This is a genomic window from Tenacibaculum xiamenense (assembly GCF_964513065.1).
GTDB lineage: Bacteria > Bacteroidota > Bacteroidia > Flavobacteriales > Flavobacteriaceae > Polaribacter > Polaribacter xiamenense.
Genome location: NZ_CAZEQU010000042.1, coordinates 408,681 through 432,960 on the forward strand (window position 1 = coordinate 408,681; position 24,280 = coordinate 432,960).

A 24,280-nucleotide genomic window follows, 5' to 3' on the forward strand; every position below is an offset into this window, starting at 1 on the left:
CAGAAAATCTTTGAAGTAAAGTTTTTCTTACAAGAATAGAATTTAAGACCTCAGAAAATAATTTTCTGAGGTCTTTTTTATTTCATGCAATTCTACAATTCAATTGTTATATAGAGGTATCTTGGTTAGAATATATTTTATGGTTCTCGGTAATTAACTTGTTGTTTGTCAGTTGCTTGTGTTTTGTTTTGTGTTGACTGTGATTTTTTTAGTGTTGTTGAGATAGAATATTTTTTGATAGAATAGAAGTATTGTAAATTAAAAAGAACAATCAATCCACTTTAATATGAATTAATAAAAAACAATAAAATGAAAACCCTTCTAAAATACTTTTTAATTAGTGCATTTATTTGCCTGACTTCATGCTCAGGAAACGAAGATGAGAGTATGTTACCTCATTCTTTATCGAATAAATCAATAGAAAATGATACGAATTACAAAAATTTACTATTTAATGGACCCGATGCATTTGATCAAGTTCCATGGCCAGTGAATTATGAGATTTGGGGTGAATCCATTCCTATCCCAGGAGATCATACTTTAACAGGACCAAATCCCGTATTAGATGAACTAAATGATTTTAAGGATTATGTTTCCAATGTACCACTTACTCTAGAGGTTAGTAGTACAGGCGGATCTTGGTATAAGCGATATAAATATACATTTACGAACCGTTCTCAAGAATCAATGCATGTTGATGCGGCGGTTTTTATGTTTGTAGGGCCAAAAAATACCAGTGGAGAAAGACATGTTTCTATTTTAAACAATGTCGACGGTCACGGGCATCCTCAACAAGATTTTGTCGAAGTTCCACTTGGTAACGGTGCAGACTCATATTATATCGCCCGATTAGTGTTTCATGATGTACCAGAAGCTAAGAGAACATTAACACCTGGAAGTTCTCTTGTCTATATGATTGGCTTCCCAATGAATCCATTTTCTAGTCCTTATGGAATATCTGTTGAAAACTCAATGAAAACAGTGAGGTTTATAGCTGATCTTTCAGGAAATAAAAATGAGGATTTAGTTAGGAAATATGGAACTAAAAGATATACTAACTAAGCAATTAGCTTAGCTTTTATTTAAAATATTGGATTGTTTGTAATAATAAAGGATCGCTGAAAGTTGAATTTCAGCGATCTTTTTTTAACATAAGAAGCAAGTATCACTTAGTAGTAGGGAAATTTGAATTTATGTAAGGCGATTCGATTTCTTTATTGGGTATGAGATAGAATTATTTGGTTGTTGGAAAGCATATATTTGAACTTCATTTATAAGGTCTTTTTTATGTCTGATAATTATAAAATAATGTTATGTGTAAATGATAAAAATCTATCCCTTGCAGCTTTCAAAATTTTATAAAAAATGGTATCTTCGCCAGTGACTACAATTATAAAAAATTAAGATACAAAATGTCAGATATAGCAAAACTACAAATTGGCGAAAGCACGTATGAATTTCCTTTAGTAAAAGGTTCAGAAAATGAAACTGCAATTGATATAAAAACTCTTAGAGGTGCTACTGGTGGAGTAGTTACTATTGATCCAGGTTTCAAAAACACAGGTTCTTGCCAAAGTGCTATAACATTTTTAGACGGAGAAAAAGGTATTTTAAGATATAGAGGGTATTCAATCGAAGAATTGGCTGAAAAGGCAGATTTCTTAGAAGTTGCTTACTTATTAATTTTTGGTGAGTTACCAACAAAAGAACAATTAGACAAGTTCTACAATGATATTTTAGATAATGCCATTGTAGATGATGATATTAAAAAAATTATTGATGCATTTCCAAAGAATGCACACCCAATGGGGATTTTATCTTCATTAACATCAGCGTTAACTGCATTTAACCCTTCGTCTGTAAACGTTGATTCGGACGAAGAGATGTACAATGCTATCGTAAAAATAATGGGTAAGTTTCCAGTATTAGTTGCTTGGACTATGCGTAAGAAGACTGGAATGCCATTGCACTATGGTTCTCGTAAATTAGGGTATGTTGAAAATATCTTAACAATGATGTTCCAAAAGCCTAATGACGAGTATGATATCAATCCTATTTTGTTAAATGCGTTAGATAAACTTCTAATTTTACATGCTGATCACGAGCAAAACTGTTCTACTTCTACGGTAAGAGTTGTTGGTTCTTCACATGCAGGATTATTCCCATCTTTATCGGCAGGTATATCTGCACTTTGGGGACCTTTACATGGAGGTGCAAACCAAGCGGTTTTAGAAATGTTAGAAGCAATTAAGGCAGATGGAGGAGATACTAAAAAATACATGGGGAAAGCTAAAGATAAGGCTGATCCTTTCCGTTTAATGGGATTCGGACACCGTGTTTACAAAAACTTTGATCCAAGAGCTAGAATAATCAAAAAAGCAGCGGATGAAGTTTTAGGAGATTTAGGAGTTGAAGATCCAGTATTGGATATTGCAAAAGGTTTAGAAAAAGAAGCTTTAAGCGATCAGTATTTTGTAGACAGAAAATTATATCCTAACGTAGATTTCTATTCAGGAATTATTTATAGAGCAATGGGAATACCTGTTGAAATGTTTACGGTAATGTTTGCGCTTGGACGATTACCAGGTTGGATAGCACAATGGAGAGAGATGAGATTACGCAAAGAGCCAATTGGAAGACCTCGTCAAGTTTATACTGGAGCAAACGAAAGATCATTTGTTAAGTTAGAGGACAGATAAAAAATAACCAATAACCGAATGTCATTTAAATATTTAAATGGCATTTTTTTATTGAAGAGAGGGAAGAAAAGATTTGATCATTTCCATCAGCTTCAATAAGCTTTAAAATTTTAGGGATGAAGGAAATTAAGATAATTAAAAACCGGTCAGATATTGGGGCTGGAACGCGGGGTTCCGATATGGGAATTGATGCCATTGAAATAGCAGCGATTAATAAAGGAAGTAATTATTTCGATAGATATGATTTTGAAGATGTAATTACCGAAAATGAATCTATTTACAATAAAGAGAATAACTCTTTTGGAAAACGAATAGAAAATGTTTTCAATCAATGTAAACGACTTTCAAATCATGTAAAAGTAAATCTTCAAGAAGGAAAGTTTCCAGTGGTAATATCAGGCGACCACTCATCAGCTTTAGGAACAATAAGTGGAGTAAAAGCTGCAAACCCTACAGAAAGAGTTGGAGTCATTTGGATTGATGCTCATGGAGATTTGCATTCACCATATACTTCGCCATCAGGAAATATTCATGGTATGCCATTAGCAGCGGCAATTGCAGATGATAATTTCGATTGCCAAATAAATGATGTAGATAGAGAAACAACTGCATTTTGGGATAGAATGAAAAATATTGGTACTCCAGGTCAAAAAGTACTGGGAGAAGATATCGTATTTTTTGGTGTACGCGATACTGAAGAACCAGAAGATAAACAAATGGAAAAGTTCGGAATCAAAAATTATATGGTTGCCGAAGTTCGTCATCGTGGAATTGAAACTTGTGTGAAAGAAGCTCTGGAAAAATTAAGTAATTGCGATATTCTTTACGTTTCTTTTGATGTTGATGCCATGGATTGTGATATGATTTCTTACGGTACTGGAACTCCGGTTCCAAAAGGATTTGATGAGTTTGAAGTTATTGATATTATAAAATTACTATTGCAAAGTAAAAAAGTGGCTTGTGTTGAATTTGTAGAAGTGAATCCTTTACTAGACAAAAAAGGAAATAAAATGGCTGAAACAGCCTTTCACGTACTAGAGTCTATAACAGAGGATATTGAAGCTCTTTAAAATAAAATAAATAAAGAAGCCTTTTAAAAGGCTTCTTTTGTTTTATAAAAAGGTCTAATTAAGGCTAATAATTTTTCCTTCATTCGGAATTTTAAACCGTTCTTGTATACTGCTTTCTTGTAAAGAAACGTATCGCTTCAAATCTTCCTTCGATAAACTACAATGATTAATGGCATCCATATGAATGGCAATTATCTTAGCTGCATTGTACTTTTCCGAAATACTTATAAGTTCTTCCTTAGTTAATGTCATATGAGTTCCTGGTGGTAGAACAGGGTTCATTATGGAAAAACTGCATTCGCCAGTATTGGCAACTATGAAATCTGGATTTGTAAGGGTTAAGGCATGCTCCAAACTTGAATCTAAAATTGCATCTCCAGTAACAAATATTGTTTTTTCATTATTTGATATAGAAAAAGAGGAAGATTCACCAAAAGGAGGAGCTCCTGTGGCGCCTTTGTGATGTCGCACGCTGAATCTTTTAATTTTTATGTTTTCCCATTCAATTTCATGTTTTATGCTCGTTACATTTGTAAATCCTTTGGAAATAAGTTTTTTTAAATCATATTGCTGACAAAATATCTTTTTATTTTTAGGAATAAGGATTTCAGATGCGGTATCAAAATGATCAGGATGGTAATGAGTAATAAGAATAGCATCAGAGTTGTTAATTATTTTCTCAGCGGATATTGGTAACTTGTTTTTTGGATTTCTAATATCGTTAGAAAAAGGAATAGGATCTAGTTCTCCTTGTTTCGAAAGAACAGGGTCTACCAAAATTTTCTTCGATCCTATTGTCAATGTAAAAGTAGCTTGTCTTATAAATTGAAAAGAACTATTGGATAAAGAAGTTTTTTTTAGGTTAGCACATGAAAAAAAGAGAGTTAGAAAGAGTAGGTTTATTAGAAAAATTTTCTTCATTTTTTATATATAATTTCATTATTTATTAGTAAAATTAGATTTAGATATTTACATAAACAATACGTTACTTTTTGGTGTAAAACTTACCTTTTGGTTAGTTTTTTAGAAACAAAAGTGATACGAGATAAAAAAAATGGAAAAAAAAATCACCTATTGCCCTTTAGATAATGCTGTGAAGATTATAAGTGGAAAATGGAAGCTTTTTATTCTGGTTAGATTATTGGATGGCCCTTTAAGATATGGTCAAATAAAAGTTGCATGTGAAAACATTTCAGAGAAGGTTTTAACCAATCAATTGAGGGGGTTAGAACAATATGGTATTATAGAAAGAAAAATATATCCAGAAGTACCACCACGTGTAGAGTATTCCATTACAGATTTAGGTCAGGATTTAATGAATGCGTTAAATCCATTATACAATTGGGGAGTGAAATTTGAAAAAACAAAACAAGCAATCGATGAATCGAACTTGGTTTAAGTAATAAATAAAGGTTAGGGTTACTGTAATTGCTCTAATTAAAATAGATAAATATATAGTTTATAATAGATCCTTCTTTTTATTCTAAACAAAATGAGTAAGAAAAAGAAGAACGTAACTGAATAATAAGTTATATTTGCAAATGTAAACTTTAGGAGTAGCTAGTTCACTAGTTTGAGAAATATCCTTAGAACCTGATATGGTTAACACCGGCGTAGGGAAAAGTTGAGATACTACACTCATATAAATAGGTTGTATAAGGTCTATTTTACTTCTATAGTTTGCTTAAATATTCATTCAATGATTATAAAAGTAAACGAAAGCGCTAAAGAAATTTCAGAAGACTTATCCGTAAAAGGACTTGTTAGAGAACTAGAAATCTCTGATAATGGAATTGCTATTGCCATCAACAACAACGTTGTTAAAAAAGATGACTGGAGCAACCATAAACTTCAAAATAACGACAATGTATTAATCATCCGATCTACTCAGGGAGGATAATTTTCTATAAATATAAACTGGACAAAAACTAATAACCTTATAATGAAGAAAAAAGATACAGCCCCAAAGCAAGACGGAGTAACTAGAAATCCGTTTCCTAATTCAAAAAAGATTTACGTTCCTGGAGAAATTCATCCACATATTAATGTAGCGATGAGAGAAATTGAATTGCACGATACAGTGGATTCAATGACTAAAAAAAGAACTCCAAATGAATCTGTAACTGTTTATGATACTTCGGGTCCATATACAGATCCGAATAAAGAGATTAATATTCACAATGGATTAGAACGTATTAGAGAACAATGGATTTTAGATAGAGGTGATGTTGAAGAATTGGATGAATTTACTTCTGAATATTGTAACGAACGATTAAAAGATGAGAAGTTAGATCACTTACGATTTAACCTGAAGCATAAAGCTAAAAGAGCGAAGGAAGGAAAAAATGTAACGCAGTTACATTATGCAAAACAAGGAATTATTACCCCTGAAATGGAATATGTTGCTATTCGTGAGAATCAACGAATAGATGAAATGACACGCCTTTCAAAACAACATCCAGGACAAGATTTTGGAGCGAGTATTCCAGAAAAAATAACACCTGAATTTGTAAGAGAAGAAGTGGCAAGAGGAAGAGCTGTAATACCTTCTAATATAAACCACCCAGAAGCGGAACCTATGATTTTAGGAAGAAATTTCTTGGTGAAAATTAATGCAAATATTGGTAACTCAGCAACAACTTCTTCAATTGAAGAGGAAGTAGAGAAGGCCGTTTGGGCTTGTCGTTGGGGAGCCGATAATATCATGGATTTATCTACAGGTAAAAATATCCATGAAACAAGAGAGTGGATTGTTCGTAATTCACCAGTACCAATTGGAACTGTTCCAATTTATCAAGCTTTAGAAAAAGTAAACGGAATTGCAGAAGATTTAACATGGGAGATCTTTAGAGATACATTGATCGAACAAGCAGAGCAGGGTGTTGATTATTTTACTATTCATGCTGGAGTAAGATTAGCTTATGTACCAATGACGGCGAAACGTATTACGGGAATTGTTTCTCGTGGAGGGTCGATTATGGCTAAATGGTGTTTAGCGCATCATAAAGAAAGTTTCTTATATACTCATTTTGAGGAGATTTGTGAAATTCTTAAATCGTATGATGTTGCATTCTCTTTAGGAGACGGGTTACGCCCTGGTTGTATTGCAGATGCTAATGACGAAGCTCAATTTGCAGAACTAGAAACTTTGGGAGAGTTAACGAAAATAGCATGGAAGCATGAGGTTCAGTGCTTTATTGAAGGACCTGGTCACGTACCAATGCACATGATTAAGGCGAATATGGATAAGCAATTAGAAGCTTGTGGAGAAGCTCCATTCTACACCTTAGGGCCTTTAACAACTGATATTGCTCCAGGATACGATCATATTACTTCGGGAATAGGTGCAGCAATGATTGGATGGTACGGAACAGCAATGTTATGTTATGTAACTCCGAAAGAGCATTTAGGGTTACCAAATAGGGATGATGTACGTACTGGAGTTGTTACTTATAAATTAGCTGCTCATGCAGCAGATTTAGCAAAAGGACATCCAGGAGCGCAGCATAGAGATGATGCTTTGAGTAAAGCTCGTTTTGAATTCCGTTGGGAAGATCAATTTAATTTGAGTTTAGATCCGGAACTAGCAAGAGAATATCATGACGAAACGCTACCAGCAGAAGGAGCAAAAATTGCGCATTTCTGTTCTATGTGCGGACCGAAATTCTGTTCAATGAAAATAAGTCAAGAAGTACGTGATTATGCCGCTCAGAAAGAGCTTGTTGCAGAAGAGGCTATTTCAGAAGGAATGAAGGAAAAATCTGAAGAATTTAAAACAAAAGGTTCAGAGGTTTATCTATAGAACATAAGATTATAATTATGAATTACGAATGTTAATATATTTAAATTCGTAATTCATAATTTAAAGTGAAACATATGATTATTTTAATCGCTCCAGAGAAAGATGTAGAAAACGAAATTGAAATTTTACATGGATTATTTGAGGCAGGCTTAACCTATTATCATCTAAGAAAACCATTTAAAGGGTATGAGGAGCATTCAGCTTATTTGAATGCTATTGATGAAAAATATCACGACAGGATTGTTGTACATTATTTTCATGAGTTGTTAAACGAATTTAACTTGAAAGGAGTTCATTTACAGGAGCAACCTCGAATCGACTTGAAAAATCATTTGCAGGAATATGTTGAAAGTTTTAAAAGAAAAGAAAAAACTGTTAGTAGTTCTTTTCATGAACCAGAAGTAATCAATAATTGTTCAGTCATTTTTGATTATCATTTATTGAGCCCTGTATTTTCTTCTATATCCAAAACAGGATATGAGGGAAGAGGATTTAATGTCAATTCGATTGATCGAAAGATTGTAGGAATGGGAGGAATAAACGAATCAACAATAGAAGAAACTTTAAAATTAGGGTTTAAAGGTATTGGTGTTCTCGGTGGAGTTTGGAATTCTGAAAATCCAATAGAAAGTTTTAAGAAAATAAAAGACGTTTTTAATGTAAGTGTTCATAGTTAATGTATGGATAAAAAAAAATACATACTTACAATAGCTGGATTTGATCCTTCAAGTGGAGCAGGTATTACCTCAGATATCAAGACATTTGAATCATTTGGATTGTACGGATTATCGGTTTGTACGGCTGTTACGGTTCAAAACGATCTTGATTTCAAAAGTTGTACTTGGATTGAAGAAACTACAATACTCGAACAAATTGAAATCTTATTTGAAAGATTTGAAATTCCAATAGTGAAAATTGGAATCATAGAGTCATGGGAGGTTTTATTAAAGGTTCTGCAAAAACTTAAAAAGTTAAATTCTGAAATAATAATAATATTGGACCCGGTGTTGAAAGCAAGTGCTGGTTATGATTTTCATTCTCAAAAGAATTATGAAACTTTTAATGAGGTTTTAAGACTTTGCGATTTTATTACTCCTAATTACGATGAGATAAAAGCATTGTTCCCGGAAAAAGATATAGAAGAGACGATAGAGAGTATTGCAGAGAAAACGAATATTTATTTAAAAGGTGGACATAGAAATGATAAGAAAGGATGGGATGAACTTTATCACAGTAAAATTGTTAAAGTAAACATTCCACCAATCTCAAAAAATGTATTTGATAAACACGGAAGCGGATGTGTATTGTCGGCTGCTTTTGCAGCAAACTTTTACAATGATCTGCCCTTAGAAGATAAGGGGAAAAATGTAAAAAAATATATTGAGGAGTATCTCAATTCAGATAATTCTCTTTTAGGAAGACATAATTATAGCCGAGATAAGTAACTATCAGATTGGAAAAGAATTTAGGAAGAAACAAAACACAACAACCAAACTAAACTTAGAAACACGAAATGATTAGCAAATTACAGTACATTACGCAAGGAAGTACCCCAGAAGAACACATAGAAAATGTTCAGAAAGCCTGTTCTTATGGGGCCGAATGGGTGCAATTGAGGTTAAAAGATGTTGATGAAGGAACTGTTTTGGAGGCAGCTAAAGAAGCTAGGGCTATTACGAGTCACTTTCAAACAAGATTAATAATTAATGACTTTTATCAAATAGCAAAAGAAGTGAAGGCTGATGGTGTTCATTTAGGAAAAAATGATACATGTCCTGCTATAGCTAAAAAGTATTTAGGGGATTTATACATTGTGGGAGGTACTGCAAATACCCTTGATGATTGTAAAAAGCTAATTGATAAAGGTGTAAATTATATTGGTTTAGGACCTTTTAGGTTTACCGAAACAAAGAAAAATTTGAGCCCTGTTTTGGGGGTAGATGGGTATGAACTAATCATTGATGAGCTAGCGAAAGAAATACCAATCATAGCCATTGGTGGAATTACCTTAAGTGATGTTTCACTCTTATTAAAGACAGGGATTCATGGAATAGCTATATCGTCTGAAATTACTCAAAGCTTCAGTACTATACCAGCATTTCACACTTTATTAAAAGCAGGGAGTACCTTAGAAAAAGTGTACAAGCTTAGCTAAGATTAAATTATTTAACAATATCATGACAGCATTAAAAATAGCAGATAAAACATTTAACTCTCGATTGTTCACAGGAACAGGGAAATTTAGTTCATCTCAATTAATGAGAGAAGCATTACTAGCTTCGGAAAGTGAATTAATTACAGTTGCGCTAAAAAGAGTGGATGTTCAAAATGAAGAGGATGATATATTGACTCATTTAGGGCATTCCAGAATTAACTTATTGCCAAACACTTCTGGGGTAAGAACAGCTAAAGAAGCAGTTTTTGCTGCGGAATTATCACGTGAGGCATTAGAAACGAATTGGGTGAAATTAGAAATACATCCTGATCCAAGATATCTATTACCAGACCCAATAGAAACACTCATTGCGGCTGAAGAACTTGTAAAAAAAGGTTTTGTAGTAATGCCTTATATTCATGCTGATCCTGTATTATGTAAGAGATTGGAAGAGGTTGGTGTACAATGTGTAATGCCTCTTGGTGCGCCAATTGGAAGTAACAAAGGATTAAAGACCTTAGAGTTCCTTGAAATTATTATTGAGCAATCGAATGTACCTGTGGTCGTGGATGCAGGTATAGGAGCTCCTTCACATGCAGCACATGCAATGGAACTTGGCGCAGATGCAGTATTAGTAAATACGGCTATTGCTGTATCTCAAAACCCTATAGAGATGGCGAAAGCTTTCAAAATGGGAGTAGAGGCAGGTAGGATGGCTTATGAAGCAAAACTAGCTCCAATAAAAGAGCAGGCTGAGGCAAGTAGTCCACTAACAAGTTTTTTAAGTTAAATAATTAATTGTGTAATGGATAATTCTTTTAAAGACGTATTCGATCAATATAATTGGGATAAAACACTCTCAAGCATATTAAATAAAACTTCAGAAGATGTTCAATATGCATTGACGAAAGATAAAAGAGATTTAGAAGATTTTAAGGCATTAATATCTCCAGCGGCAAAACCCTATTTGGAGCAACTAGCTCAAATGAGTAGAATGCTCACTAAAAAGCGTTTTGGAAATACGATTCAGATGTATGCTCCTATGTACCTGAGTAATGAATGCCATAATATATGTACCTATTGTGGATTCAGTTTAACAAATAAAATTCCAAGACGTACCTTAACGGATAGTGAGATTTTAGAGGAAGTTAGTTTTTTAAAACAAAAGGGGTATGATCATATTCTGTTGGTAACAGGAGAAGCTAATAGAACGGTTGGTGTGAATTATCTCAAAAATGCGATAGAGTTAATCCGTTCAAATTTTTCGAATATAACAATTGAAGTACAGCCTTTAAATCAAGAAGAATACGAAACTCTCATTGAAAGTGGTTTATATGCTGTTTTAGTTTATCAGGAAACTTATCACGAGCAGGAGTATAAAAAGCACCACCCAAAAGGAAAAAAATCTAACTTTCATTATCGATTGGATACTCCCGATAGATTGGGTAAAGCAGGAATTCATAAAATAGGTTTAGGAGCATTGTTTGGACTTGAGGATTGGAGAGCGGATAGTTTTTTCACTGCCTTGCATTTAAAATATCTGCAAAAAAATTATTGGAAAACAAAATATTCTATTTCTTTTCCTAGACTTCGTCCACATTCAGGTGGATTAGAGCCTAAGGTAGAAATGACCGATAAGGATTTAGTGCAATTAATATGTGCTTTTCGATTGTTTGATGAAGATGTTGAGCTATCTATGTCGACTCGAGAAAGTGAAATCTTTAGAAATAATATTGTTAATTTTGGAGCTACCTCTATGAGTGCGGAATCCAAAACAAACCCAGGAGGATATAGTGTTGAACCTCAGTCGTTAGAACAGTTTGAGATTTCAGACGAAAGAAGTACAGAGGAAATAGTATCTATGTTGAAAGGGCAAGGATTAGAGGTGGTATGGAAAGATTGGGAGCATTTCAGTTAACTTAGCTTTTAAGTAATCTAAGTGTTTACTTGCTAAGAAAAAGCTGAATGCTTTGAATTCTGGATTAATAAGACGACAATACGTCGAAGTTACACAAAAGCCAAAAAACTAACAGCTAATAGCTATGTTTACAACAGAAGAACGAAAACAATACAATAGACATCTAATTCTCGATAAAATAGGAGAAGAAGGACAATTAAAACTGAAAAGAGCAAAAGTTTTAGTTATTGGAGCAGGAGGTTTAGGTTGTCCTATTTTGCAGTATTTAACCGCAGCAGGAGTTGGAACTATTGGTATTATTGATCATGATATTGTTGATCAGAGCAATTTACAGAGGCAAATACTTTATACTTTTGATGATATAGGGAAGTCCAAGGCAGAAACAGCTAAGAACCGACTATCGAGATTAAATCCATTTGTGAAATTTAATGTTTATAAAGAGCGATTAACGAATGGAAATGCACTTTCTCTTTTTAAAAACTATGACGTTATAGTTGATGGCAGTGATAATTTTGCAACCAGATATTTAACGAATGATGCCGCTGTTTTAGAAGGCAAACCATTGGTTTATGGAGCTATTTTTAAATTTGAAGGGCAAGTAAGTGTGTTTAATTTTAAAGGTAGTGCAACCTATAGATGTTTATATCCAACTCCACCAAAACCTGAAGAATCTCCAAACTGTTCTGAAATAGGAGTAATTGGAGTTTTACCTGGTATTATTGGTAGTTTACAAGCCAATGAAACAATAAAAATAATATGTGGTATTGGAGAGGTTTTAGCAAATAAATTAGTTATGTTTGATACATTAAGCATGCGTCAGATGGCACTAAAATTTCAAAAAACAAACAATGCTGAGATAAAAAAGTTAGAAGAAGACTACGACTTTTTCTGTGGAGTAAAGCCTATTGGAGAGGAAATTAGTTTAAAAGAGTTAGAGTTGGATAAGGAAAAATATAACCTTTTAGATGTAAGAGAGCCGTGGGAACGTGAGGAACATCATATTGGAGGATACCATATTCCTTTAGGAGAATTATCCAATAGATATAAAGAGTTGAAATATGATAAGCCTCTTGTCGTTTATTGTAAGTCTGGAATGAGGAGTAAAGCAGCAATTACTTTACTTAAAGAGAAATTGCCAAATGATATAGTTTTAGTGAATTTGAAAGGGGGGGTGAGTTTATTTAGCCTTTAGTCAGAATTAGTTTTTGAAGTCATTGTAAAATATCATTACTTTTACAAAAAAATATTAGCTATGAAACGAATTTTATTTTACATTTTTTTTCCCGTTTTTGTAATTTCTTGCGCAAATAACGATACTCAAGAATTAATAGAAGAAGAATTTTTTCCTACAAATTCGAATGGTGAATTTTTAACGGCAGTTATAGCAGATAATCGAAATCATCCAGGTATAAAGAAAGCTGAGATTGTAGAGTTTTTATTATATGAAAACAATAGACCCACTCATAGATTTATTGATATAGCGAATGGTGAAATTGAGAATCGCGGAGATTATGAAAATTTTGGCGAAGTTATATTATCAGACGAGATTCATAGATTTTATTACAATGCTGATAATAAAGTAAAAGAAACACGAGTTTATAATCGTTTCGGTTATAGTTTTAAATATGAAAATAATCGAATACATGTGGGAGGCAATGATGTTACAGATGATGAAAATTTTTATAGTAGAGTAATTCATACCTATGAAGAAGGTTTGCTAAAAAGTCTTTTAGAAGAGAAAAAGAATAATTTAAGAGAGTTTTATTACAATGATGATTTAGAGATAATAAGACAGTATATTGAAAATTTAACCTATTTTAATAGGGTTGAGATTAAATTTAGTTTTAGTCCAAATAAAATAATTTATGAGGTGAATGATTTTGATAATGAAATTCTTGAAGGTAATTATAGAGTTCATAATTCGATATCTAATCCATATCATAAAATTTTAATGAAATTTGGTGTGTTTTCCTATTCTATAGGTGAGCTAGTTAGCGTTCCTCTTCCCTTTGGATTATTTTGGTCAGGTGGTGATACTGAATGGTTTCATCGATATTTTGTTGAAGCTCAATTTTATCCAGGTAACGATAGGGGACGTCAAAATACAGTTAAGAAAACGAACTCCTTTAATTACCCGACTGTAACTTCTAATATTAGAAAGTTAAACTATGGGGATAATATAAACGAAAGAGTTATTTATACATATCAATAGTTGGACTAGTTATGCTTTTTGATTTACTTAGGTTTATTGATTAAGAAAATAAATTTAACTGTCATCATTAACAGTATAAACTCGAAAGATTATCCCGTATTTTATTTTGAAAAACTCTTTATTCTATAATAACTTTCTTACTCGTAATTGCTCCAGTACCATTTTGTATCTTTAGAATATAGATTCCTTTTGCAAGGTTAGAAACGTCAATTTTACGAATGTTGTTTTCAAAAGCTTCATTTTTGGTTGAGGGAACTTCTTTTCCATCAATGGTAAAGATTGATATGCTCAATTCATTATCGAGTAAAGGATTCACCTTAAGATAAATGAAATCTTTAGAAGGGTTAGGGTAAAGAATAAAGCTGTTTGCTATTTCAGAATCATTTACTCCTAATGAAGTTTGCTCAATTGCAAAATCCAGTATTCCCGAACCCCATGAAGCAAAACGTACGGTATTCGTTTCAGAAATATAATCAACATCCATAGTGTTAAAAAAACCAACTCCTTCAGCGATAGAGTACCAGGTTTCTTCCTCTACATCAAAAGCATATGGACCAATATCTGTTCCAGCAAAGATAAACTTACTGTCAACTGAAGCTACCAACCCACTAGTCTGTACATCAATACCACTAGGGAATAAACCAGTAACATCACTCCAAGTTTGACCTCCATCTTTTGATAAGATAGTTCCAACTTCATTTTTACTAGGACCACAAAAAAGTATCCAATTATCGTTATTAGGAAGCACAATACCACTTCCTATATCGCCACGAGCCCATGCCTCATCTGTTTTGGAAAAGGGTGTTTCAGTACCTTCATCAAATGTATTTCCACGATCATTGGAGATAAATACCTTAGCATCTTGTAGCATATAAATACGATCAGGGTTGGTGTTGGCTTGAGCTAAGGCCGCTACATGATTTGATCCTTTATCGATTACATGGCTTGTAAGTTGATCATTGTTCCAAGTAACTCTTTTTAAATCTCTAGACAAAACCCACATTCTTTTACCAGATTCATCTCTATCAATATAAGTTTGTACCCAACCCATAACGGAGTTTTTGGTAAAACTAACTGCATTTTCATTTGAGAACTGAGAATTAATTCTCCCAATCGATTGAAAGTTTCCAGTGTTGGAATATACTTTTACAGGAGCAAAAACTTTTTTTCCTTCTCTTTGCCATTTCCAAGCATGTTCTCCATCATAACTGTCTATAGGAGGACCATCACCTCCAATACTTTGGTAAAAATCAAGAACCTCTTCATTTGTGTCTTCGATAATGCTTCCACTACCTTGATCTTGAGTGCTATAGTAGATGTGGTTAGGGTTGTTAGCTCCTGTAAATAAATTTTTACGATAAATTAAAGGGTTTATAGTATGAAGAACATTGATGTTTATGTAATGAGCATTTTCATAACCATTATTATTAAAAGCTGTACCCTCATCAGGAAAATCTAACCATTCTTTATATGATACAAAAATACCTCCATCAGAACATCTGGCACTAAATAAATTACCAGAACTATTATAAAAAAAATGAGAAGCTTGAAAGTCTGGATGATAGTTGAATCGAATACGATTATAATAATCATTTGCACTTAAATTTGTCCCGTTTTGATATCTACCCCAACCACTTGTAGTTGATAAGGCATTGTCTAATTTATCGAATGATATAATGGGTTGAGCATAACCGCCAATAGAAATATCCGGGTTTTCTGGATGTGCAGCAAAAAATTTTCCAGCGGACATCTTTCCAGTTCTATCACCATACCAATTTCCTTTAGGAAATTTTTCTGTCCAGTTAACTCCATTGTCAGTAGATACCCAGTAATTTTTGTTTTGGGTTACATAAAGTACACGTTTATCACCTCCAATACTAAATTTGCTACCACCATGTGATGGTGAGTATGTACCTTGAAGTTCAAAGTCTGTTTTACTTTCATTTAACGTATAAAATTTTCCAGCACGAGCCAAATACACAGTATTGGCTTCTGGTTGAATTGAATAGCGTGGTGTGTATAAGAATGAGTTTTCAGAAGCACCAAAATCTTTTAGTTCGGCGAAATTCTGCCCAAAATCAGTTGAATAATAAACTTTTCGATTATCTGTAACATATAAAACGTGACTATCTTGTCGGTTTACTATTGAACTTTTTAATGTATTAGGAAGCCCATTTGAACGCACCCATGTTTGTCCGTCATCATCCGAAAAGTACAAAGGACCATTTTCAATATGCGCAATTAATCGAACTGTGTTGTTCAATTGAATGGCGAACAAATTTTGATATCTATTAGGCCAATTCGCAGTGAGTAGTTCGAAGTCATCGCCTCCAGAACCTTTTTCGGGATTATAAACGGTTCCTTTAAATATGTAGGATTTTGAATTGTATTCGCTAACATAATGATTGTGTGTAACGCCATATATAATATCAGTTCCATCTAACATCTCTGCAAATTTAAAGGCTCCGGGCATATTTTTAGGACCACGATTTTTCCAGTTACCCTTTAGTTTTCCATTTGCATATGAATTTGAAGTTATACTTCTACTTAATGAATTTGATGCTGATGTTGCAATTTTCTCCAATATTTTTTGATGTCTGGCAGCTTGTTCAGGTGTCCAAATGGCATCTTTGTCAGGGTTTTGATTTTTTCTTTCCTTTTTAAACTTGTTTGTAGGTCTATTGACAGTGGAGTTGTCTTTTGTTTTACATGTAATAAAAAGAAAAACGAATACAACAACAAAAAAGTAATTTTGTTTCATAGGATAAGGGGTAAATGGTTGTATTTCATAAAAGTAAGAAAAAATATAATGTTTGAATATTTTTTGCTGGTAATTTTAGTTGTGAAAGTTCTTGATCAATTAAGATCTTAGTTTCGATACCAGAAATGATAATCTTTTAATAGAATTGAAAGTATGATTTGTTTTTATAATTTCGCAAAACAAACAGTATGTTTATAACTCTAAAGATAATTAGATGAAACAAATTACAAATACCTTAGTAATGGTTCGTCCAGCAAGTTTTAGAATGAACGAACAAACAGCAGTGAATAATTACTATCAGCAAAATGTTACATTATTGCCTGCAACGGTTAATGCAAAGGCTCAACAAGAATTTGACAATTTTGTTACGAAATTAAGAGACTTTGGAGTTGAGGTAATTGTAATTAATGATACTGAAAAACCGAGCACCCCAGATGCTTTGTTTCCTAATAATTGGGTTTCTTTTCACGAAAATGGAGATGTAGGAATATATCCTATGTTTGCTGAAAATAGAAGACAAGAAAGAAGGGAAGATGTTCTAGAAACGTTGGAAGAGAAAGGGTTTGTTATAGAAAATGTTGTTGATTATTCAGAAGCAGAGGATGAAGGTTTCTTTTTAGAAGGAACTGGAAGTATGATTTTAGATAGGCAAAATAGAAAAGCCTATTGTGCATTATCACCTCGTGCGGATGAAGAGTTATTTATTGAGTTTTGTGAAGATTTTGAATATACTCCCGTAGTTTTTGTTGCAAATCAAACGGTAAATGATGGGAGAGAAGCTATCTATCATACAAATGTTATGATGTGTGTTGCAGAGAAATTTGCTATCGTTTGTTTAGATGCGATAGATGATAAGAAAGAAAAGAAAAACTTGTTGAAACATTTAAAGTCAGATGGAAAAGAAGTTATTGCTATATCAGAAAAGCAAGTAACGCAATTCGCTGGTAATATGTTACAGGTAAAGGGAGGAGGAGATAAACGATACTTGGTTATGAGTTCTTCTGCTTTTAACTCATTAAATGATAATCAAAGAAAAATGATCAATAAATATTGTGAAATAATTCATAGCCCTTTAGAAACTATAGAAACATGTGGTGGAGGTAGTGCTCGTTGTATGATGGCTGAAGTGTTTTTACCTAAACAATAGATGATGGATAAGAAGGGCAAGAAAAAACTTATAATACTATCTGATCTTTGGGGTGGTAAGGATATTGATTGGATTTATAACTATGTTTTGGAGCTTAGAAGTAAGTTTGAAATTGTTTTTTATGATATTCGAGAATTGGCAGATATTGATGTATTGATTGAGGGAGAGGAGTTGATTCATAAACAACTTGTGAATGGAGGTATAGATAAGGCCGTAGCGAAATTAAAGATAGAGGAACAAGGTGAAGGAGTAATAATTTTAGGTTTCAGTGTTGGAGGAACTATCGGTTGGAGATATGCCGCTGAAACAGGATTGGTATCAAGTCTTGTTTGTGTTTCCTCAACCAGATTACGATATGAAAAAGTAAAACCAAGTTGTAAAATAGATCTTTATTTTGGGAATAAAGATATTTACGCTCCTGATAATGATTGGTTTGAAGAACTAGGTGTGAATAAAATGACCTTGGAAGGAGGTCATATCATTTATAAAAAAGAAAGCTTCTCAAAATTCATTTGCTTTCAATTACTTCAATAGGAATAGGTACTTTATTAGTATTTCATAGCCTTCAATTTTAAACGAGATCTGTAAAGACCAATTTTAACACGTTAAATTTTTGTTTAGTAGGGGAAATTAGATTTCAATTGTTTAACACTAAAACTAATTGATAATGAAACCTGTCTTTAGAATAATTATCAGATTGCGTAGTTTGAATGAAATAATTATTCTAAAAAAGGTTGGAACTAAATGATTAGCACTAAAAATAAACAAATGAAAAAACTAGCGTTATTTATTACAGCAACTTTGTTAATGACTTCTTGTGTGCCGAAAAAAAAGTATGTTGCCTTAGAGGAAAAATATAAACATACTCGTGGAACATTACAAAAAACAAGATTAGAAAAGGAGCAGTTAGAGCAGAGGTTTGCCAAAATAGAGAAGAGAGTTGAAAACTATAACAACAAATTAAATTCATTACGAGACATTAATTCAGACCTTCAAAAGGATAACGATGTAAAATTAGATGTTGTAGGAAATACGGTAATCTCAAATTCTATGAAAAGGAAAATGAGAGAAACACTAAAAAATGTAGATCAGTCTGAATTAGCTAAAGCTAAAACATTACAAGATTCGATGAATTTAGCGGTTTCATATAGTTTGAAGAAGTCAATTGATACTTCTGACTTAGAAAACACAGATGATGTTGATATTAATATTGATAACACTGTGGTTATGATTTCTGTATCAGACAAAATGTTATTTAATACTGCAAGTTATAGAGTGAATAGAAAAGCACATAGAATTCTTAAAAAACTTGCAGATATCATAAAGTCTGAGCCAAGCATGGAGGTAATGATTGAAGGCCATACGGATTCTAGACCAATTAGAAACGAGGTAATTGAAGACAATTGGGATTTAAGTGTAAAAAGAGCGACTTCAATTGTAAGAGTATTAGAAAAAAGATACGGAATTGAATCTGATAGATTAATTGCTGCAGGAAGAGGTTCTTCTGTACCATTAGTGGATAATAACTCTAGTAAAAATAGAGCAAGAAACAGACGTACTAAAATTATGATTTTGCCAAACCTTGACAAGTTTTTTGGTTTAATGGCAAGAGAAGAGGTTTTACAGCCTTAAAAATAAGTTGATTAATAATATATAAAAGCCGTTTTATTAATAAAACGGCTTTTTTAATTTTTTAACTTAAATAAAGTACTATACTAAGGCGGTATTTGAAACCTTATAGTTCTTATAATATTGCATTAAAATAAAAGCACAAGTAACAGAAGAAGCAATTCCTTCTATTGCCAATGCAAAAATAACAAGAGGTAAGCTTAAGTTTTTACCCCAAAATGAGGAGTTTTCCAGAACATTTAAAAACGCTCCATCAATAAATGAAACGTAAATAATAAGTCCTACAATTGTCAGTCCTACTGCCAAAATTGAGGTCCCTGCTCCAATTAATAAATTTTCAAAGTATAGCGTTTCTTGGTTTTTTTTAATATTTGTTTTTATAGCTCTGTTTATTCCCCAGAACACAAAAACAAAATTTAAAAAACGTAATTCAGAAACATTATCCAACCCTGAAAACTTCATAATAAGGAAGAACCCAACAATGCCGGCAAAAATTAACAACGCATTGTTAATGATTATTTTGTTTTTAGACATATTAGGTAAATTTATATTACACAATAGCTAAAAATACGAAATAAAACACTGAAAGTCAATTAATAGGGTCTTATAAAGACTTGGCTGTTGCTTTTCTAAAACCAACAGCAGCTAATAACCCAGTTATCAAAATAAGAGAAAAATAGGTAAATAGGCTTTGGTATTCTAAAATAGTTGGATTTTTTCCTAACATGTATCCAACAAAAAGCGACATAAAAATATCTGGTGCAAACCCTACTATTGAGATTATACCAACCAAAGTTCCTGTTCGTTGTATTGGTGTTTTTGTTTCTTCAATAATTGCAAAATATAACCCTCTTAAAGCATAGGTGCCTAGAGCCATGAAAATGAAGAAGACGAAAGAAATAAATACAGGTTGATTTTGAAATATTCCTAAACCTAAAACACTTGAAGCAATTGCAAGTATACTAAAACAAGGAATAATTAATTTTGATGGTATAAATTTATCAGCAACCCAACCAATACTAATTGTGCCTATGGGTCTTAAGTATTGAATAAACACAGCAAAATATGTAGCTTTTTCTATGGAGTATCCCCAAACATCTTTTGCATAGGTTCCATAAACACCAGTTAATTTATAAGCACAATAAGCACAGAAAATAATTACTGAATGATAAATAACTTTGGGTTTAGTTATTAAAGTAAGAGCTTTTTCAAAATTGAATTGAAATTCATTAGTAGTACTTTTTTTAGGAATTGTTTTCGGAAGGGTAAACCAGACTAAAACTGCAACTAAAAAAACGATAAGTGTAATACTACCAATAATAAATTGTAATGTTTGTATTTTATGGTCTAATGTAACCGTTCCATTTTTTGGGAAGAAAAAACTTAGTATTGTAGCGCCAAATAAAGCAATCGTTGCAGCAAAAAAACCACGACCTCCGTCTAATAAGCCAAAAGACAAGCCTTGGTTGTTTTTAGTTCCCCATTGCCTAGTAGCTTTAATTAACGCAGCCCAAAAGATTAAAATGGTAGAAACACCCCAGAAAGCATAAAGAATTTTTAAAGTGAATATAGATGGAATAGAGATCATCCAAAGCCCCCCAAAAGCCGTTAACAATAGCGAAATAGTTAACAGTTTTCTAACTTCCCATTTATCAGCAATAAATCCACCAAAGAAATACGAAATAAGAGCGGTTATACCATATAAGGCTTGAGCTTCACCAATTTGAGCATCAGAAATTAGAAATGCTTCTCTAATAACAGGTTTAAAAACTCGCATAGAAATAAATGGTAATAAAAAAATAGCTTCCCCTGCAATAATGAGGGAAAGCATAGATATAATTTTATTTTTCATAGGTTAAATGTATTAAAAATAACTTATGGTTTTAAATAAAAACTAGCTCCAGTGGTTTTGCTTACTGGTTTTACGAACTAAGTGAGATTACAATAATTTTCTATGAAAGCCTCGCTCGCTCCGAAGTAATTGATTTATATTATTTATAATAAAGCTTCTTTTAAAATACTCACAGGGTGCTTCGCAATACGATAAGTACCATCATAAATTTGATGTCTACAACTGGTACCTGCAGCCACAATTTCAGTGTCTTTGTCGCATTTTCTAACTTTTGGAAATAAAGTGTCTTCACCTACTTGCATACTTACTTCGTAATGTTCTTTTTCATATCCAAAAGATCCAGCCATACCGCAACATCCAGTATTCATAATTGTAACCTTAAAATTTTCAGGGATATTTAATACTCTAAAAGATGAGTAAGTACTCGACAAAGCCTTTTGGTGGCAATGACCATGAATTTTTAAGTCTTTAGCTTCATTGGTAAATAACGAAACGTCAATGCGATTATTTTCGTGTTCATTAGCTAAAAATTCCTCAATGGTATAGGTGTTTTCTGCAATTTTCTTTGCAGATTCTTTGTCATCAGCTAATCGAATATATTCGTCTCTAAAAGTTAATATAGCTGAAGGCTCAATACCTATTAGAGGGGAATTTTTAGTTATCAAATCTTTAAAAATGCTAACGTTCTTATTTGCAATATCCTTGGCTTCTTTTAAGAATCCTTTTGAAATGTAACTACGACCACTTTCTTCATGGTTGCTAATCTTTATCTGATACCCTAATTTTTCTAATACAAAAATGGCGTCTTTTCCAATTTCAGTATCATAATAATTCGTAAACTCGTCATTAAAAAGGTAAACAACTTTTTCAGATGTAGTTTCCGGATAATTTTTAAGCCAAGCTTTTAATGATTGTTTAGCTAGTTTTGGAACAGTTCTCTTTGGAGCTACTCCCATAACCTTTTTGGCTAATAGTGTATTGGTGAAGAAGTTCGTTAATGTAGGAAACTTACTCCCTAGTTTATTATACTTCGCATTATTCGCGAATAACTTGCTTCTGAAAGAGTATCCATTCGTTTCTTGATATTGATACAAAAACTCAGCTTTCATTGAAGCAATATCCACATTACTTGGACATTCACTTGCGCAAGCTTTACAGCTTAAGCATAAATCTAAAACTTGCTTTAATTCTTTCGAATCAAATTTGTTCTTAGCCTCATTATTGGTAAGAACTTCTCTTAAAGTATTTGCTCTTGCTCTTGTAGTTTCTTTTTCGTTTCTAGTCGCACGGTAGCTCGGACATAAGGTGCCTCCCGCTTCCGGAGATTTACGACAATCACCCGATCCATTACATTTCTCCGCTAACTTTAAAATGCCCTCGCTGTCAGAAAAATCTTGAATTGTTGCTACTTCAGGTTCTTTTCTATCTATGGTATAACGAAGGTTTTCATCCATGGCATAAGCATCCGTTATTTTCCCTTTGTTAAAAACATTGTTAGGGTCGAATGCCTTTTTTATTCTTCGTAATAACTCATAATTTTTTTGACCAATCATTAAAGGAATAAATTCAGCGCGAACAATTCCATCACCGTGTTCTCCACTAAATGAACCTTTGTACTTCTTTACTAATTCAGCAGTTTCGGTAGTGATCTTTCTGAACAATACGACATCTTCCTGCTTCTTTAAATTTAAGATTGGGCGCAAATGTAATTCACCAGCTCCTGCATGAGCATAATAAACAGCTTTTTGCTCATACTTTGTCATTATCTGAGTAAACTCTTCAATATATTCAGGTAAGTCTTCTAGAGCAACAGCGGTATCTTCAATACAAGCAACAGCTTTCATATCACCGACCATATTACCCAGTAAACCTAAACCTGCTTTTCGCAAATAGTGTACCTTATGAATATCATCTCCATATACTTTTGGATGGTGATACCCAAAACTATTTGATTTTAAATCTTCGATTAATTTATCGGCTAGAACTTCAGCTTCCTCTATAGTACTAGCGCTAACTTCTAACATTAAAACAGCTTCTGGATCACCTTGTAAAAAGAATCTGTTTTTAGCTTGTTCACGGTTGTTTTTTGTACAGTCAAGAATTACTTTGTCCATGAGTTCACAAGTATATAAATTGTGGTTCATGGCAGTTACAGTTGCCTTTAAACTTTCATTTACACTGGTAAAATGAGGACAAACCATAATACTATGGCTAGGAGGTAAGTCATCAAGTTGGATTGTAATTGCTGTCGAAAAAACTAACGTTCCTTCACTACCTGATAAGAATTTAGCAGGGTTGATAGTTGTGTCTTTTCCCCCAAATAGATCCGAATGTAGAAACTCGTCAACTGCATAACCTGTATTTCTTCTGTGAATACTCTCTTTAGGAAACTCTTTTACTATTTCCTCTTGAATTGCAGGTTGAGACAACTCATTATAAATGGACTTATAGATTTTACCTTCTAAAGTTTGTTCAAGTCTCTTTTGTTTAAATTCCTGTGAAGTGATTTCATAAAAAGAAGCTTCACTACCATCACTCAGTATTCCGCCAATTGCAACTACTTTATCACGAGTAACACCATATCTAATGGATGTGCTTCCTGATGAATTGTTTCCTACCATTCCTCCAATCATACAACGATTTGATGTTGAGGTATTCGGACCGAAAAATAATCCATAGGGCTTTAAGAACCTGTTCAAATCATCTCGAATAATTCCAGGCTCAACAGTTATAGTTTTGGCCGCTTCATCGAAAGCTAACATGTTGGTGAAATATTTAGAAACGTCAACAACAATACCATCTCCCACACATTGTCCAGCAAGAGACGTTCCAGCAGTTCGAGGAATTAAGGTAATAGAATTTTCATTAGCAAAAGCGATTAACTTTTTAATGTCTTTTTTATTCTTTGGATAGGCAACCGCTAAAGGAATTTTCCGGTATACTGAAGCATCCGTAGCATAAATGTTTTTATGTAGATTATCAAAAAGAACTTCCCCGTCTAGTGATTGATTTAAATAGTTTAGTTTGTTGTCCAT

General features: G+C 32.9%; 21 protein-coding genes and 1 riboswitch. Of the genes, 16 read left to right on the plus strand and 5 right to left on the minus strand.

Translation table 11 applies throughout. The annotated features are described in order from the left end of the window. Positions 1-309 precede the first annotated feature (309 nt). From ACKTTV_RS21410 to ACKTTV_RS21420, 3 genes are all read left to right on the plus strand, one after another. Entirely contained in the window at positions 310-1,062 is a 753-nt protein-coding gene (locus ACKTTV_RS21410) for a hypothetical protein (RefSeq protein WP_408032917.1), read from the plus strand. Positions 1,063-1,412: 350 nt separating this feature from the next. Next, entirely contained in the window at positions 1,413-2,699 is a 1,287-nt protein-coding gene (locus tag ACKTTV_RS21415; RefSeq protein WP_408032918.1) for a citrate synthase, read from the plus strand. Between the two features lie 116 nt (positions 2,700-2,815). After that, a complete protein-coding gene (locus ACKTTV_RS21420; protein ID WP_408032919.1) occupies positions 2,816-3,769 on the plus strand; it encodes an arginase in 954 nt (317 codons plus the stop codon). A 54-nt stretch (positions 3,770-3,823) separates the two neighbouring features. Here ACKTTV_RS21420 and ACKTTV_RS21425 read toward each other — a convergent pair whose 3' ends face one another. Next, complete coding sequence (locus tag ACKTTV_RS21425) at positions 3,824-4,690, minus strand: MBL fold metallo-hydrolase (protein ID WP_408032920.1); 867 nt, start codon at positions 4,688-4,690, stop codon at positions 3,824-3,826. Between the two features lie 133 nt (positions 4,691-4,823). Between ACKTTV_RS21425 and ACKTTV_RS21430 the strand changes: the two genes are divergently transcribed. The 10 genes from ACKTTV_RS21430 (at position 4,824) to ACKTTV_RS21475 (ending at position 13,856) form a co-directional block, all read left to right on the plus strand. Beyond that, positions 4,824-5,168 carry a winged helix-turn-helix transcriptional regulator gene (locus tag ACKTTV_RS21430; protein ID WP_408032921.1) on the plus strand — a complete coding sequence of 115 codons (345 nt, stop codon included), beginning with the start codon at positions 4,824-4,826 and terminating at the stop codon, positions 5,166-5,168. 143 nt (positions 5,169-5,311) lie between these two features. After that, positions 5,312-5,406: riboswitch (TPP riboswitch) on the plus strand. A 62-nt stretch (positions 5,407-5,468) separates the two neighbouring features. Then, complete coding sequence (gene thiS, locus ACKTTV_RS21435) at positions 5,469-5,669, plus strand: sulfur carrier protein ThiS (protein WP_408032922.1); 201 nt, start codon at positions 5,469-5,471, stop codon at positions 5,667-5,669. 42 nt (positions 5,670-5,711) lie between these two features. Further along, the gene (thiC, locus tag ACKTTV_RS21440; RefSeq protein ID WP_408032923.1) at positions 5,712-7,571 is read left to right on the plus strand and encodes a phosphomethylpyrimidine synthase ThiC; all 1,860 of its coding nucleotides are present in this window, start codon (positions 5,712-5,714) and stop codon (positions 7,569-7,571) included. A 74-nt stretch (positions 7,572-7,645) separates the two neighbouring features. Next, positions 7,646-8,248, plus strand: coding sequence for a thiamine phosphate synthase (locus ACKTTV_RS21445; protein WP_408032924.1), 603 nt, complete (start codon positions 7,646-7,648; stop codon positions 8,246-8,248). 3 nt (positions 8,249-8,251) lie between these two features. Beyond that, positions 8,252-9,016 (plus strand): hydroxymethylpyrimidine/phosphomethylpyrimidine kinase, encoded by a 765-nt coding sequence (locus ACKTTV_RS21450; RefSeq protein WP_408032925.1) that lies wholly within the window; start codon positions 8,252-8,254, stop codon positions 9,014-9,016. Positions 9,017-9,084: 68 nt separating this feature from the next. Beyond that, a complete protein-coding gene (gene thiE, locus ACKTTV_RS21455; RefSeq protein WP_408032926.1) occupies positions 9,085-9,726 on the plus strand; it encodes a thiamine phosphate synthase in 642 nt (213 codons plus the stop codon). A 22-nt stretch (positions 9,727-9,748) separates the two neighbouring features. Then, entirely contained in the window at positions 9,749-10,516 is a 768-nt protein-coding gene (locus tag ACKTTV_RS21460; RefSeq protein WP_408032927.1) for a thiazole synthase, read from the plus strand. Positions 10,517-10,531: 15 nt separating this feature from the next. Next, positions 10,532-11,644, plus strand: a complete 1,113-nt coding sequence (gene thiH / locus ACKTTV_RS21465; RefSeq protein WP_408032928.1) for a 2-iminoacetate synthase ThiH — start codon at positions 10,532-10,534, stop codon at positions 11,642-11,644. A 124-nt stretch (positions 11,645-11,768) separates the two neighbouring features. Next, positions 11,769-12,836, plus strand: coding sequence for a molybdopterin-synthase adenylyltransferase MoeB (gene moeB, locus ACKTTV_RS21470; RefSeq protein WP_408032929.1), 1,068 nt, complete (start codon positions 11,769-11,771; stop codon positions 12,834-12,836). Between the two features lie 60 nt (positions 12,837-12,896). Continuing rightward, positions 12,897-13,856, plus strand: coding sequence for a hypothetical protein (locus tag ACKTTV_RS21475; RefSeq protein WP_408032930.1), 960 nt, complete (start codon positions 12,897-12,899; stop codon positions 13,854-13,856). 118 nt (positions 13,857-13,974) lie between these two features. Here the strand turns inward: ACKTTV_RS21475 and ACKTTV_RS21480 are convergent, their stop codons facing one another. Further along, on the minus strand, positions 13,975-16,617 hold the full coding sequence (locus ACKTTV_RS21480; RefSeq protein WP_408032931.1) for a T9SS type A sorting domain-containing protein: 2,643 nt from the start codon (positions 16,615-16,617) through the stop codon (positions 13,975-13,977). Positions 16,618-16,831: 214 nt separating this feature from the next. On the opposite strand from ACKTTV_RS21480, the gene ctlX reads away from it, so the two are divergent. From ctlX to ACKTTV_RS21495, 3 genes are all read left to right on the plus strand, one after another. Further along, the gene (gene ctlX, locus ACKTTV_RS21485; RefSeq protein ID WP_408032932.1) at positions 16,832-17,764 is read left to right on the plus strand and encodes a citrulline utilization hydrolase CtlX; all 933 of its coding nucleotides are present in this window, start codon (positions 16,832-16,834) and stop codon (positions 17,762-17,764) included. Positions 17,765-17,767: 3 nt separating this feature from the next. After that, positions 17,768-18,298, plus strand: a complete 531-nt coding sequence (locus tag ACKTTV_RS21490) for an alpha/beta hydrolase (protein WP_408032933.1) — start codon at positions 17,768-17,770, stop codon at positions 18,296-18,298. Positions 18,299-18,532: 234 nt separating this feature from the next. Next, a complete protein-coding gene (locus tag ACKTTV_RS21495) occupies positions 18,533-19,396 on the plus strand; it encodes an OmpA/MotB family protein (protein WP_408032934.1) in 864 nt (287 codons plus the stop codon). A 78-nt stretch (positions 19,397-19,474) separates the two neighbouring features. Here ACKTTV_RS21495 and ACKTTV_RS21500 read toward each other — a convergent pair whose 3' ends face one another. The 3 genes from ACKTTV_RS21500 to ACKTTV_RS21510 form a co-directional block, all read right to left on the minus strand. Continuing rightward, on the minus strand, positions 19,475-19,927 hold the full coding sequence (locus ACKTTV_RS21500) for a hypothetical protein (protein WP_408032935.1): 453 nt from the start codon (positions 19,925-19,927) through the stop codon (positions 19,475-19,477). A 70-nt stretch (positions 19,928-19,997) separates the two neighbouring features. After that, on the minus strand, positions 19,998-21,245 hold the full coding sequence (locus ACKTTV_RS21505; protein ID WP_408032936.1) for an MFS transporter: 1,248 nt from the start codon (positions 21,243-21,245) through the stop codon (positions 19,998-20,000). A 143-nt stretch (positions 21,246-21,388) separates the two neighbouring features. Next, positions 21,389-24,280, minus strand: coding sequence for an FAD-binding and (Fe-S)-binding domain-containing protein (locus ACKTTV_RS21510; RefSeq protein ID WP_408032937.1), 2,892 nt, complete (start codon positions 24,278-24,280; stop codon positions 21,389-21,391).